The sequence below is a fragment of the Aldersonia sp. NBC_00410 genome (assembly GCF_026342035.1).
Taxonomy (GTDB): domain Bacteria; phylum Actinomycetota; class Actinomycetes; order Mycobacteriales; family Mycobacteriaceae; genus Aldersonia.
The window spans coordinates 143147-156110 of sequence record NZ_JAPENM010000001.1; the positions used below are offsets into that span (position 1 = coordinate 143147).

Annotated in this window: 13 protein-coding genes; 9 read left to right on the top strand and 4 right to left on the bottom strand. The window is 65.0% G+C overall.

The features are described 5' to 3' along the window. Position 1 precedes the first annotated feature (1 nt). Complete coding sequence (locus OG921_RS00620; protein WP_266110411.1) at positions 2–1321, bottom strand: hypothetical protein; 1320 nt, start codon at positions 1319–1321, stop codon at positions 2–4. Between the two features lie 119 nt (positions 1322–1440). Between OG921_RS00620 and OG921_RS00625 the strand changes: the two genes are divergently transcribed. Genes OG921_RS00625 through OG921_RS00660 form a run of 8 tightly spaced genes read left to right on the top strand, consistent with a single transcriptional unit; the run spans position 1441 to position 9152 of the window. Beyond that, positions 1441–1989 carry a DapH/DapD/GlmU-related protein gene (locus OG921_RS00625; protein ID WP_266110412.1) on the top strand — a complete coding sequence of 183 codons (549 nt, stop codon included), beginning with the start codon at positions 1441–1443 and terminating at the stop codon, positions 1987–1989. A gap of 3 nt (positions 1990–1992) precedes the next feature. Further along, positions 1993–3105 (top strand): glycosyltransferase, encoded by a 1113-nt coding sequence (locus OG921_RS00630; protein ID WP_266110413.1) that lies wholly within the window; start codon positions 1993–1995, stop codon positions 3103–3105. Next, positions 3102–3761: a GDSL-type esterase/lipase family protein gene (locus OG921_RS00635; RefSeq protein ID WP_266110414.1), complete on the top strand. Its 660-nt coding sequence runs from the start codon at positions 3102–3104 to the stop codon at positions 3759–3761. Before OG921_RS00630 ends, OG921_RS00635 begins: the two co-directional genes overlap by 4 nt. Beyond that, a complete protein-coding gene (locus OG921_RS00640; RefSeq protein ID WP_266110415.1) occupies positions 3758–4528 on the top strand; it encodes an SGNH/GDSL hydrolase family protein in 771 nt (256 codons plus the stop codon). The genes OG921_RS00635 and OG921_RS00640 overlap by 4 nt, the downstream gene beginning before the upstream one ends. Beyond that, positions 4522–5673, top strand: coding sequence for a YveK family protein (locus tag OG921_RS00645; protein ID WP_266110416.1), 1152 nt, complete (start codon positions 4522–4524; stop codon positions 5671–5673). The genes OG921_RS00640 and OG921_RS00645 overlap by 7 nt, the downstream gene beginning before the upstream one ends. Next, positions 5673–6995 carry a hypothetical protein gene (locus OG921_RS00650; protein WP_266110417.1) on the top strand — a complete coding sequence of 441 codons (1323 nt, stop codon included), beginning with the start codon at positions 5673–5675 and terminating at the stop codon, positions 6993–6995. Before OG921_RS00645 ends, OG921_RS00650 begins: the two co-directional genes overlap by 1 nt. A gap of 46 nt (positions 6996–7041) precedes the next feature. Continuing rightward, positions 7042–7776, top strand: a complete 735-nt coding sequence (locus tag OG921_RS00655; RefSeq protein ID WP_266110418.1) for a hypothetical protein — start codon at positions 7042–7044, stop codon at positions 7774–7776. Then, the gene (locus OG921_RS00660; RefSeq protein WP_266110419.1) at positions 7773–9152 is read left to right on the top strand and encodes an O-antigen ligase; all 1380 of its coding nucleotides are present in this window, start codon (positions 7773–7775) and stop codon (positions 9150–9152) included. Before OG921_RS00655 ends, OG921_RS00660 begins: the two co-directional genes overlap by 4 nt. Positions 9153–9171: 19 nt before the next feature. Here OG921_RS00660 and OG921_RS00665 read toward each other — a convergent pair whose 3' ends face one another. Beyond that, on the bottom strand, positions 9172–9846 hold the full coding sequence (locus OG921_RS00665; protein WP_266110420.1) for an FkbM family methyltransferase: 675 nt from the start codon (positions 9844–9846) through the stop codon (positions 9172–9174). A gap of 376 nt (positions 9847–10222) precedes the next feature. Here OG921_RS00665 and OG921_RS00670 point away from each other — a divergent pair, with 376 nt between their 5' ends. Further along, positions 10223–11407, top strand: a complete 1185-nt coding sequence (locus tag OG921_RS00670) for a hypothetical protein (protein WP_266110421.1) — start codon at positions 10223–10225, stop codon at positions 11405–11407. A gap of 6 nt (positions 11408–11413) precedes the next feature. Here OG921_RS00670 and OG921_RS00675 read toward each other — a convergent pair whose 3' ends face one another. Both OG921_RS00675 and OG921_RS00680 read right to left on the bottom strand, forming a co-directional pair. Continuing rightward, the gene (locus tag OG921_RS00675; protein WP_266110422.1) at positions 11414–11962 is read right to left on the bottom strand and encodes a YdcF family protein; all 549 of its coding nucleotides are present in this window, start codon (positions 11960–11962) and stop codon (positions 11414–11416) included. Between the two features lie 56 nt (positions 11963–12018). Continuing rightward, positions 12019–12912 (bottom strand): glycosyltransferase family 2 protein, encoded by an 894-nt coding sequence (locus tag OG921_RS00680; protein ID WP_266110423.1) that lies wholly within the window; start codon positions 12910–12912, stop codon positions 12019–12021. Positions 12913–12964 lie beyond the last annotated feature (52 nt).

Here is a 12964-nt window from a genome sequence, read left to right on the forward strand (position 1 = left end):
TTCACTCGCGGCGCCATCCGAAACCACGACGCGCGCGTCCGACGCGGGGCGCCGGGGTCGTCGCCGAGGCAGGCGGCATCGCCACGAACAGCAGCGCGATGCATGCGTAGACCGGAAGGAGGTTGTAGCTCCACGGCGAGTACAGCAGGTCCCAGATTCCTTGGATCGCAACGGTAACGACCATGGCCGACCAGACTCCGAAGCGCGGGTGATTCCACATCAGCGCGACACAGGCGCCGAGCAACCACACCGGCAACAGCAGCGCGAGCACCCCACCCTCGGCCCAGGAACCGAGCAGGATCGAGTGCAGGGCGGTGTAATCCGGCGGGATTCGCCAGTAGAGATCGAACGGAAGTGTCGGAGCGTAGCCGAGCCGAATAGCCAGATGCACCGCGTCGGTGACCACCTCTGGCGTGACGCGATCGACGCTCCCCCAGCCGACCAACGGGTGTGCAGCGATCGCGGTAAAGGACAACGGAGGCTCGGTCCGTCCAGCGAACAAGATCGGTAGGTGACTCGCGTCTTGCTGCGCGATCTTCGCCTGCAAGGCCGAGCCGAGCAAACCTGCCCGCGCGACGATCGGCATCAGGACGGCGAAGACGGCGGCGCCACCGAACACTGCGACGTACTGCCAGCCACGCCCGACCCGCGGCGCGATGACCCTGCCGGTGAACAGCAGCATTGCGGCGACCAGGCAGATCAGAGCATGCGAACGATAGTTGAATACGAGGCTCACCACAGCCAGGAGCCCCAACGCCAGCGGGTGGAATGCCGGCCGGACGCCTAGTACGACCAGCACGAACAGCACCAGAATCGTCACTGCGCCCGCGATCCCGTACTTCCACAGATCCAGGAAGCTGCCGGTGTTGGTGAGTTCGATGCCCCAGATCACGTGATAGAGCACCGTCCCGGCGGCGATTCCGGCCAGCACGGTAAGGATCGACCGGATCGAGCGGCCGACCAGCACGGTGAGGCCCATGACATACAGCCCGAATGCAAGCGGTGCCAGGGCGGTCGGGCCGAACGGATCGGCGCCATTCACGACACACGCCACGAGGTATCCGAGCCAGCCCAACGCAGCAAGCACCACCGGCACGAGATCCACTGCGCGCTGCCCGACGAACAGGTAGCCGGGGACCAGGAGCAGACAGGCGATGGACAACCCGGTCGCGGTGAAGTTCGCGATCTGCACGAAGGACAGCGCGCCGACGCCGAACACGGCGCCCTGGGCCAGCACGTTGCGGCGGATCTGCTGGCGTTGCGCGAACGTCCGTGGTGACGGAGGCAAGGCTGTTTCGGGCACAGCAGCTGTCACGGTCATTGATCCGCCCCCTTTCGACCCAGCGGAGACCGCGCGACCAACGCTCTCCGCTACAAATCGGGTCCTACCGCATACCGTTACGAGTGCAGCCATGGCATGGATCGAGCAAGGGATGTCCGATGACCGGATTGTCTGCCAGACGTTCGCTGGCGGCTCGGCGTGGCCGGCCGTACGACAAGGGCCGGGGCATCGTCGCACAGTCGCTCTGGGTTGCCGTGTCCACGTTGGTATTTATCCGGGTGTGGTGCCCCAGCCGGCTGCGGTGTGCACTGCTGCGCTGGTTCGGGGCCGAAATCGGCCGCGGCGTGCTCATCAAGCAGCAGGTTCGCGTGCAGTGGCCGTGGAAACTCAGGATCGGGGACAATTCGTGGGTGGGCGTCGGTGCGGAGCTCTACAACCTCGACGACATCCGAATCGGCTCGGATGTGTGCATTTCCCAACAGGTCTATCTCTGCACCGGCAGTCACGACCGGAAGTCCCCCACATTCGAGTTCGACAACGCGCCGATCACCGTCGAGGACGGCGCGTGGTTGTGTCTGCGCTCGACGGTGCTGCGCGGCGTGACCATCGGCGCCGACACCGTCATCGGTGCAGGCTGCGTGATCGGCCGGGACGTCCCGCCGGGGGCTCTCGTGCGGACCCCCGACCCGGTCGTGCAGCCAGGCTGACAGGTGCGGATTCTGCACGTCGTCACGCTGGTCAGCCCGGACGGCGCCTACGGCGGCCCGGTGCGGGTGGCACTCAATCAGGCGCAGGCCCTGGTCGCTCTCGGCCATGAAGTGACCGTCGCTGCCGCAACGCGCGGGTACCAACGGGCGCCAACAGCGCTCGATGGGGTCGCGCTGCGGTTGTTTCCCGCCCGGACGCTCCTACCGCGGACCGGTTTCGCCGGGCTCGGCGCACCGGCGCTGATCCGCTGGTTCCGTCGGCACGCCGGCGATTTCGATGTCGCGCATTTCCACCTCGGACGTGACCTGGTGACACTCCCCGCTGCGGCCCTCGCGCGACGTCGCGTCCCGTACGTCGTGCAGACCCACGGCATGGTCATTCCGTCGCACCATCCCCTTGCGGCGCCCCTGGACATGTTCGGCACCCGGCCGGTGCTTCGGGACGCACGCGCCGTCTTCCATCTGACACCGCTCGAACGGGCCCAGCTCATCGTGGTCGCCGGTCCGAGGCTGCGGCTCGTACCGCTGCGCAACGGTGTTCCGCGGCCACCACTATGGCCAACTCAGACCGGTGAAGCGGAGGTACTTTTCGCCGCTCGCCTGCACGCCCGTAAGCGGCCGACGGCATTCGTCGAGATCGCGCACGCGCTGCTCGCCGAAGGTATCCAAGCCCAGTTCAGCCTGATCGGCCCCGACGAGGGCGAAGGCGCGGCCGTGCAAACGGCGATCGCCGGCGAGCCGCGCATCGAATGGCTGGGGCCGCTCGCTCCGGCCGCGGTGCCGGCGCGGATGGCCACGGCGAGCGTCTTCGTCCTACCTGCGATGGCCGAGCCGTTCCCGATGGCGGTATTGGAGGCGATGTCGGTCGGGATCCCGGTCGTGGTGGCCACTGACTGCGGTCTCGCCGAAACGATCGAGCGGACCGGTAGCGGAATCGTTGCTTCGGCCGATGTCATAGCCATGACCGCAGCAGTGCGCACACTCCTGCTCGATCCCGGAGCGGCTCGACGCATGGGTGAACGAGGCCGGCGAACCGTTTCCGACGAGTTCACCATGTCCGCGGTGGCCGAGGTTCTGGATCGTATCTACAAAGAAGTGGCGGGATATCGGACTTGAGGCGACTCGTAAGGACGCCACCGATATGGGGTGCACTGGCGCTGGTGCTCGTCACCGCGCTGGTGACCGCGACGGTGCTGACCATGCGCGGCGACGCCGACGCTGCTCCCCCGCTGCCGCTGCGCATCGCGGTCGTCGGTGGCTACGAGACGGTCGGCACGCAGAACCTCGTGGTCTGGCCGACACTGCTGGCCCAGCAGACGGGTTGGGCCGTCTCGAACAGCGCCCTTCCCGACGCAGGTTATGTCGCCGACGGCCGGGGCGGATACGCCTTTACCTACCAGGTAGACCGCGCACTCGCAGGCGATCCGGACATCGTGCTTGTGGTCGGCGGCAGTAGCGACGCCGGCACCGATCCGGAGCGAGTTGACCACGGAATCACCGAAGTACTCGGAAAGCTGGACCGCAGCGGCGTCCGCACGCTCGTGATCGGCCCGACCTGGTACGAGACTCCGGTGCCCGACGCGATCGCGCGACTGGCCACCGCTATCGGCGACGGCGCAGACGCCGCCGGGTTGTCGTTCTGCGATGCACTCGACCCGCCCTGGTTGACACCCGATCTCATGCGGTCCGACGACACCGGCCCGACCGACGCCGGACAAGCGGTATTGGCCGACCGGATCGCAGCGTGGCTGCACACGGAGGTCGACACATGAGCGCGCGGGGATTCGTTCGCCGCCATATCTTCCTGTTGTCGTCGGTAGTACTTGCGGTGGTGATTGTCGCCGGTAGTGCGCTGTTGGTCTGGCCGCGCGAGCCCGTTTCGGACGCGCAGGTTGAGCGCTCCTCGTTACCGGTCGCAGCGTCACCACCCGCCGCACTGTTCATTGGGGACAGTTTCACCGCGACCGCGGACCTCGGCGAGATGTCGTACGCATGCATGGCTGCCACCGAGATGGGCTGGAAATGCGACCTTGCCGCGCTTCCCGGCACCGGATACTTCAGTGGTGGCTCGGCAAACCGCTTCGTCGTGAACCCCTATACGGGCCAGCGAACAACCTCCTACTCCGAGCGAATCACCGAGCTCGCCACCACCAACCGGCCCGACTACGTCGTGTTGGACGGCGGCCGCAACGACGTCTTCGCGCCCGCCTCGGTGGTGTACGGCGAGATGGTCAACACACTCGCGCGTGCTCGAGAAGCTTGGCCCGACGCGCAAATCGTGCTCGTGCGGCCGCGTGAACTCGTCCGGCCTGCGGATGATCTGGGCTACGACGACGCCTTCTTTGCCCGCCTCGGTGCCGAGCCGGCAGCGCGCGGCGTGGTGTTCGTCGACCCGCTCGCCGATCCCCGGTTCGAGCGCGCGGATACATCCCAACTGGTCGGCGCGGACGGACGGCATCCGAACCAAGAAGGCACCGACGAGATGGGGGCTGCGCTGGTGACTGCCCTGACAGCAGCGGCAACGGCGGCGAAATGGTGACCCAAGCACTCGCGGACTACAGCCGGGCCCTTCGCCTGCGCTGGCGTTGGGTCGCCGTCGCGGCAGCGCTCGGCCTTGCCGTCGTGATATTGGCGATGCTGGTGGCACCGCCGCTGTACCGTTCGACGGCGACGGTATTCGTCCGCACGCCGGGCGATGTCAGCAAGGCAATCGACGGCGGCGACACCTACGCCAGGCATCGCGCACCGACCTATGCCGACATCGCCGACAGCCCCGACCTCGCTGCCCAAGTGGTGGCCAGCCTGGGACTGGACATCGACCCGACGCAGCTCGCAAGCCGGATCAGCGCGACGAATCGGCCCAACACAGTGTTGATCGACATCACTGTCAATGGCGACGATGCGGCACAGACCCAGCGCACGGCCGGCATGGTCGTCACCGTCTTCGCGCGGCAGGTCGCGCAACTGGAATCGGTGACCGGATCGGTGGTGCCACGCGCCGAACTCGTGACCGTCGATCCGCCCAGCCGGTCCACCCGCACCCTCGCCTGGGGGCTACCGGTGCCTGCGGCGCTACTAGCCGCCGCGCTTATCGGCGCTCTGCTCGGCGCGGGCGTCGCGACACTGCGCTCTGTTTTCGACCGGACGGTCCGCGATAGGGCCGACGTGGCACGCCTTACCGGTCTGACTGTGCTCGGACCACTCGCTGGCGACAACGACTCGCCACGGCTCGTGGCCCGCGCGCTGTTGCGAACGATCCGGTCCGATTCGGGGGTCCTCGCCCTCACCTCCGCTGCACCGCAGCAGACGGCGGCTGGATACGGCCCGGAATTGGCCGCCGCGCTCGACCAACTGACCGGCTCTGCGATCCACACCGAGACGTCACCGCACGCCGGTCCCGGCGACCTTGCCGCGGCCCGCAGCCGGCTCGACGACATGCGTTCCCAGCACCGATGGGTCGTCGTCACCTGTCCGCCCGCGCTCGGCTCCGTCGAACTCGACCTACTCGGTAGCGCGGTCGATGTTGTCGTGCTTCTCGTTCCACTCGGCGGCATCGACGAGGACACGCTGCAGCAAGCGAACCGTGCCCTTCCGCCCGAAGTCGAGCGGATCGCGGTCCTCGTCCGGCCGGGCGGCACAACCGAATCGACAACACCCGCCCCCACGGAAAGCGCGGACGTGTGATGAATCTGAAGGAATCCATTGACATTCTGCGGCTGCGGTGGCGCACGTTCGCGGTCGTGTTCGTGGTGTGTGTTGCCGTCGCACTGGTGGCGGGTGCATTGATCCCGACTCGGTACACGTCCTCGGTCCAGCTCATGGTGACCGCGCGGGGCAGTTCCACCGCAGCCTCGTATCAGAACCTCGAAATGGAGTACGCCCGGACGACGAGTTACCTGAGTCTGCTGAAGAGTTCGGTCGTCGACCAGCGCGTGGTCGATGACCTGCACCTGCCGTATTCGGCAGCGGAGCTTGCCAACCGGATCAATGCCGCGGTCGTCCCCAAGACCACCGTGCTCGACGTCGAGGTGGTCGGCGACTCCGCCGACGAGGCACGGCAGACGGCGGATTCGCTCGCACGGCACTTCGTCGCGTACGTGACGGCGATGGAATCGCCGACCGGCTCGGACAGCCAGCGAATCCAGACGACCGTGGTGAGTTCGGCGTCCGAACCCACCCGGCAGAATCGCGGCCTGCCGACGTTCGCTCTGCTCGGTGTGCTCGCCGGATTGATCTTCGGAGTGATCGGAGTCTGGCTGCGCTCGCGCACCGACCCGATCGTGCGTACGGGCGGTGACGCTGCCGCCGCGACCCGACTTGCGCTGCTCGGGACGACCCGCAGCGAATCATCCGCGACGAGCTCTGGCCTCGACCGCGACCGACTGCTGCGAACTCGGCTGATTGGGACCGGCGACGACTCCGGCGACAAGCGCACGTGGCTCGCGGTCGGCGTGACTCCGACGGCGGGTGACAGCTTCCCTGCGACCGAGTTCGCGCGACTTCTCACCGGCGGGGTCGAGCACGTATTGCTCATCGATACCGCAGCCGAGGACGACGAGTCCGCGCCTGGACTGCGCTCGCTGCTGCACGATGGCCCGTCGCGCGCGAGTGCCGTGCGTAACACCGACGACCCGTTGCTGGATATTCTCCGTGCGGGCGCCAGTGCAGATGACTCGCTCGACCTCGAGTCGGCAGGCTCGTTGAAGGTAGCGCTCGCCGAACTGCACGGGGATTACGCCCATCTCGTGCTCAGTTCGACGGCCGCCGACATTGTCGGTGTCGCGGTCGTGAGCGGATGTGTCGACGCGGTGATTATCGTCGCCGTGGCCGGAAGCACCCGCCGACGTGACCTCGCCAGGGTTGCCGACGCGTTGCGAACCGGCGGCGTTGCGGTCGCCGGGGTCGTGGTCGTGGTCTGCGACCAACCGCACGAACCGAGCACGCACACTGTCGCTCGGGAAGAAGAACAGCCGGTTCGACCTGCCGAGTCGAGCCAACCGAATTGATCGACGAAGTGCCATCGGCAACGTCGGGGATGACGAGGGTGTAGCTGTGGATCTGTTCGACGTCGCCAAGTCATGTGCGCGACGGTGGTGGGTCTTCCTGCCATTGGTCGCAATCGTGACATTCTTCAGCTACCACACGTACTCCGGCGTGCAGCCGGTGTACTACAGCAGTGCCACCGTCGGCCTGGTCGGACCGGCGATCACGCCCGCGACGGGTGTGGGTGCGCCGACCAACCCGTTGATGAACGCAGGTGGCGTGCCGCTGCTGTCCAACCTGCTCGCGATGGGCATGTCGGATGCCGGCGTCCGAGAGCAGGTCGTCGCACAGGGCGGCATGTCCGATTACACGGCCAAGGTGTTCTCAGTTGTCGGTGGCCAGCTTCCCCTCGTCGTTATCGAGGCCACCGCGCCCGACCCGGCGATCGTGGCGTCGACACTGCAGGCCGCCACCGGTGTGGGCGACGGGACACTGCACCAGATCCAGGAAAACGCAGGTGTGCCACCCGACCAGATGATGCGCACCTACCCGATCGGGACGATCGGCGAACCTGCGCCCGCGATGCCCAGTCGGACCCGAAGCACAGTCGCAACCTTCGTCGCCGGGTTCGGCCTCAGCGTCGTGCTCACGGTGATCGTCGACGTACTTCTGATCAAATGGCGGCGACGCAAGGCGCCTGCCGAGTCCGACGGAGCGGCCGAGGTCGCACTCGACCCGATACCCTCGTCGAACGGTTCGGGCCCGTCCACGACTGTGCTCGACAACGCTTCCTCCGCACAATGACCATGCCGCGGCTGGCTTCCGCGCCGAGGCTGTGGAAGCGCGCGAACACCGATGCCGATCTCGGTGAGGTGGAACCGAAGCCTCGACTCGTGGCGCTGCTCTGCTTCATCGTCCCCGCCCTGCCCGCCTACGAGGTTCTCCCCGGGCCGCTGCGCGGCAACGGGTCGCCCGCCCGCCTGATCGCGTTTATGTGCTTCACGCTCGTTGTGCTGGCGTACTTCACGACGAGGAAACCGCGCACCAGGCTGCGCGACGTCAATCCAGGCGTGCTTATCATCCTGCTGTACTTCTTTCTGCAGCTACTTACCTACGCGACCGGACTGTCATTGCCGGGCAACGCCGTAATCGATTCGAGTAAGACCCGCACGCTGATCGTGCTCGTCGCCGACGTGGGGGTCGCTCTCTACGTTTGCCAGACCGTGCGCACAGTCCGACAGCGAAGCTATGTGATGGGCTTTCTGGTGGCCGGCCTCGCATTTGCCTGTTTCAGCGGGCTCTTGCAGGGGTTTACCTCACTGGACATCCGCGCGCTGCTCGTGCCTCCCGGGTTCGTCGAGGTAATCGACGCGTCGACGCTCGACGACCGCGGCGGTGCCTTGCGCGTTGTCGGTACTTCCGAACACGCCATCGAGTTCGGCGTGCTCGCGGCAATCACCGTACCGCTGGCATTTCACCTCGCCAGATACGCCGAGAAATCGTTGCACCGTCAACTCGCGACGATCGCGTGTGTGCTGGCATTCGTCGTGATGCCCTCTGCCGTATCGCGCAGCGGTGCACTGGCGTTGGCAGTGTGCATGCTGATCTACATGTTCACGATGCGGGTTCGGCTACTGGCAAACGTGGTCATCATCGGCATGGGCCTGCTGCTCATGATGAAGATCGCAGCACCGAACTCGATCAACGCGCTTTGGGCAACATTCGCCGGGTCAAAGGACGACGACAGCGTGATCTCCCGCACGGACGACTATCAGGCGGTTGCCGAACAATTCAAGCAACATCCGTGGTTCGGCCTCGGCCTCGGCGGCTACCCACCCAGTGTTTACCGGTTCCTCGACAACCAGTGGCTGCAGGCGGTGGTGCAGGGCGGCATGATCGGCGTGGTCGCGATGTCAGTGTTGGCACTGGGCGGCGCAGCTGGGATGACGGCTGGATTGCGTCGGGCGCGTTCGATGCGCGAACGCGATCAGCTATACGCCCTCGGGGCATCGTTTGCTGGGATCATGTTCTCGGCGTTCACCTTCGACTTGTTCTCGTTCCAGCAGGCGACTTATGTGTGCTTCATCCTCTTCGCGTTGCTGTGGTCGGTTCGGCATTCCAGTGCTGCGACAGCAACGTCAACTGGCGTGGCGCCGGCGCGTCCGGCCGGCGCCAGATGACCCCAGCGCCGGTAAGAATTCAGCGAAAGGTGCTGTCACGGGGCAGAAACACGAGGTCGAGCTGGTAGAGCGCGCGATCCGCTGCGCGACAGAACCCGCCAACCACGTCGTAGAGCACGAAGTCTCGTTCGGCCATGAATGCCACCACTTCGGCGAATCCGGCGCCGCCCTCGAACACGTCGAACAGGGTGACTTCGAGTGTCACGCTGAGTGTTTCGCGAAGTACGCTGGGCGCTCCGCGCAATACTTCGAGTTCGGCGCCCTCGACGTCGACCTTGAGCAGATACGGCCCGGACAACCCGTTGCGCTCGACGAGATCGTCGAGCCTGGCAGTCTCTACCTCGTACTCCGTCCAGTCCCGGTCGTCACCCGAATCGTCCTTGGCATAGAAGGTCGCGTGCGACGGCGAATCCGGCACCCGGATCAGCATGGACCCGGGACTGTCGCTCGCGGCAACCCGCTCGTATGCCGCCCCCATCGAGGATGCGAGTTCGGTGATGGTGGACTCCCATTCGCGCAACGGATCCACGAGCAGAAAGCGCGATTCGGGAAAGGCCGTGTACAACTCCGGGGTACCCATGGCGACGCCGACGTCGATGACGGTAGCGGGACGCATGCCTATTCGGTTCATCTGTTCGAACGCCTCGGCAAGCGTGCTGCGGCGCTTCAACGGTCCGTATTGCACGATATCCATTCCGAAACGGCGGATACTGCGGCGAACCGCGTGCTTCAAACGGCCAGAGTAGTCGATTCGCGAAGTGGCCATTGGGCCTTACACATCCTGACGGGTTCGGTTCTGCTCACCATCGGCTTCGCCACACTGGCCGCGCGGCAAGCTACACCTCGGTAACGCCGCGATGCAGGAGAGCGAAGAGCAACACAGGCCCGGAAAAAAGACCTGCTGCAATTCCCGGCAAGGAAGGGCATCCCGCATGAAGCGGCGTACATACACGATAGCATTTGTTGCAATGTTCGTTACCCTGCTGCCAGCCTGCGATTCACCGAATTCGGTTGCCAATTCGGACTTTTCGACTAATTCGCCCCCCTCGGTAGAGGCTTCTACGGTCCCGGTGCTCGATCTGCCGCGCGTTCCGTGGGAAGGTGGCCCCGATTTTTACCGGCAATTTCCGCGCGCCCAAGACTGGACCAACCCGAACTTTTTCCCGATCGGAATCTGGTTCGACGGGTTCTCCAGTCCCGAAGAAGTCAAATGGGACTGGGACCATGGCATCACGTTCTACGACGGTGGCGAATGGGAAGGCACCGATTTCGGGCTACTGGCCGCGAACGGCGACCACGGTTCGATGTATTGGGTGGGTGACCGCGTCAACGCCAGCAACGACGAGCATCCCAATCTGTGGCCGGGGTGGCTGATCGACGACGAGCCGGACGGCACGCATGGCGAGGACTACCACGCGGGCTACGACTACCTCACCCAGCGGGTGGCGACGAGTCCCGACGCCGCCGGACGATTTCACTGGGTGAACTACACCCAACAGGTCATGGGTCCATATATGCCCGTCGCCGACCAGGAGAAGTTCGTCAACGACTACGGGGACATCAACTCGATCGACCAGTACTGGTACACGATTCCGGTCTGCGACGGCAAAGGTTCCAATGGATACGAGGGCAACGACTTCGCGATGCCGATCCCCCAGCAGACCTGCCGCAGTGCATCGTCCTACGGGAAGACACTCGATGCCCTGCGCCTTCGGGATGCCGCCGACGGTGAGCAGCACATGCACTGGCAGATCATCGAGAACTTGAACGGCATGATGGGCGACCACGTTCGCTACATCACCCCCGCCGAGTTGAAGGGTGCCGCCATAAACTCCCTGATCCACGAGGCGCGAGGTATCTCCTGGTTCAACCAGTCCTACACCGGCGACTGCCACGCGACGAACGTCATCCGGAGCGCTCAGACCAACGAAAACTGGTGTGGTGATACACAAATCGAGGCGATGGGCGAAGTGAATAGTCAGATCAAGGCACTCGCGCCCATGCTGAACACGCAGTCCTACCAGTGGACGTTCGGCGACCGACTCGACACCATGCTGAAGGTGAAGGACGGCACCGCATACATATTCGCGATGACCGACGGGAGCACGGGCGAGCGGACATTCACACTGCCGGCCGGATTGACCGGCGACATCACCGACGAGAGCGGCCGTACACTCGCGGCCGCCGACGGACGGTTCAGCGATACCTTCGAGACCGAGTCCGAGTACCACATCTACCGAATCTCGCTCGCGTAGAACGATTCAGCAGCCCGATTGCAGGAACGCGCGCGCGAATCCGGCCGTCTGGTACATGTAGTTCCATGCGATGGCGGAGACCGCCACGTCTTCCTGTGTATTCGCCATCATCACCTCACCGTCGTAGCAACGGTCGATAATGTAGCGCGCTCGCGAGATCTGCGGCGTGTACGTAACGACGATGACGCTGTGCCAGCCCTCCTCGGTTGCCAGCCGGCCCAGTTCGCGTGCCTCCCCGCGGGTCGTCATCGGGTCGGGCAAGAAGCACATGACGTCGAAGTCGTATCGCTTGTGCTCGCAGAGGTCGGCGAGCCAGATGTTTCCCTCGGTCGAAGCAATAGGGTTGGACATCACCACTCGTGGCGCGAGACCCTTCAACGCCAGCTCGAGTGCGGCCGTGTAGCGCCCGTCGCCCGAGCCGCCGAGCACGAAAATCGCGTCGGCCTTGTGCAATTCGTCCGTCTTCGGCGAAACGTAGAGCGGTACTCCGGCCACCGCGAAAATGAGAAGCGCGGCCAGCACGGCGACGAGGAGCCATCGAAGCAGCCTTCTCATCCGAGTCCACTCGTTTTGCTTCGACCGCATTCCGGGTTGCCTCCGCCTGTCTGTGCTCAGCATGGAAGTAATTCGCTTCGCGCCATGCCGACCAACTTCCGTAAGCGGCGGACAACGCCCCGCTGGTGTCGACGCAGGTAGTAATGGCGCACAACCGACTGGCGTGCACTACGGCGCTGCCCATCGTCAAGATCGGATTGGTCGACCCAGCGAATCATTTCGCGCGCAGCGAGCGCGGTCGAGATACGACCCTGCCAGCGGGGCACCGCGAGCCGCTGCGCGAGGACCGACTGTGATTCGAATTCCCAGTTGCGCCCCATGAGAACCTCGGGGACGTGCGCCCACGGCCCGGCGAGCGCCATCTTCGTGGCGAATACTTCGTCGTCACGCAGCATATTGCGCCGCGGTATCGCAATCATTGTTTCCCTGTGGAACAGCCCGTACAAGGGATCCATGAGCAAGTAGCTCTCATTGAGCAACCGCAGCATCTCGGCCAGTCGGATGACCGGATCTTCCGAACCAAGATCCGTACCCGAATACGCAGCGGTTTCGGTGCGGCCGTCGACGCCGCTGTAGCCAACCTGGGTCGTGACGAGTACCAGTCGTTCGTCGGCGGCGAAAGCATCCACGCCCTTACCGATACAGGTTGGATCGAGCCAGTCGTCGTCGCCGATATACCGGAAATAGGTACCTTTGGCGAGTCGCAGCGCGGAATCGAAATTCTGATTCAGCCCGATGTTGGCCGGATGGCGGTGGTACACGATCCGCTCGTCCTGCGCGGCCATGGTCCGGCAGAGGTCCTCGGTGCCATCGGTCGACGCATTGTCACAAATGACCAACTCGAGGTTCTCGTGCGTTTGCGCCAGTGCGGACTTGATCACGGGTTCGACCCGGTCGGCGCCGTTGCGAACCGGCAGCCCGATCGAGACAAGCGGGGCCGACGCGCTCATGCGCGCTCCTCCCGGCGGGGCCCGATGCCGGTGGGAATCACACCCGCTCGAG

Excerpts from the sequence above, each read along its gene's own strand:
- OG921_RS00620 (WP_266110411.1), bottom strand. The coding sequence starts at position 1,321 with ATGACCGTGACAGCTGCTGTGCCCGAAACAGCCTTGCCTCCGTCACCA.
- OG921_RS00625 (WP_266110412.1), top strand. The coding sequence starts at position 1,441 with ATGACCGGATTGTCTGCCAGACGTTCGCTGGCGGCTCGGCGTGGCCGG.
- OG921_RS00640 (WP_266110415.1), top strand. The coding sequence starts at position 3,758 with ATGAGCGCGCGGGGATTCGTTCGCCGCCATATCTTCCTGTTGTCGTCG.
- OG921_RS00645 (WP_266110416.1), top strand. The coding sequence starts at position 4,522 with ATGGTGACCCAAGCACTCGCGGACTACAGCCGGGCCCTTCGCCTGCGC.
- OG921_RS00650 (WP_266110417.1), top strand. The coding sequence starts at position 5,673 with ATGAATCTGAAGGAATCCATTGACATTCTGCGGCTGCGGTGGCGCACG.
- OG921_RS00660 (WP_266110419.1), top strand. The coding sequence starts at position 7,773 with ATGACCATGCCGCGGCTGGCTTCCGCGCCGAGGCTGTGGAAGCGCGCG.
- OG921_RS00665 (WP_266110420.1), bottom strand. The coding sequence starts at position 9,846 with ATGGATATCGTGCAATACGGACCGTTGAAGCGCCGCAGCACGCTTGCC.
- OG921_RS00675 (WP_266110422.1), bottom strand. The coding sequence starts at position 11,962 with ATGAGAAGGCTGCTTCGATGGCTCCTCGTCGCCGTGCTGGCCGCGCTT.
- OG921_RS00680 (WP_266110423.1), bottom strand. The coding sequence starts at position 12,912 with ATGAGCGCGTCGGCCCCGCTTGTCTCGATCGGGCTGCCGGTTCGCAAC.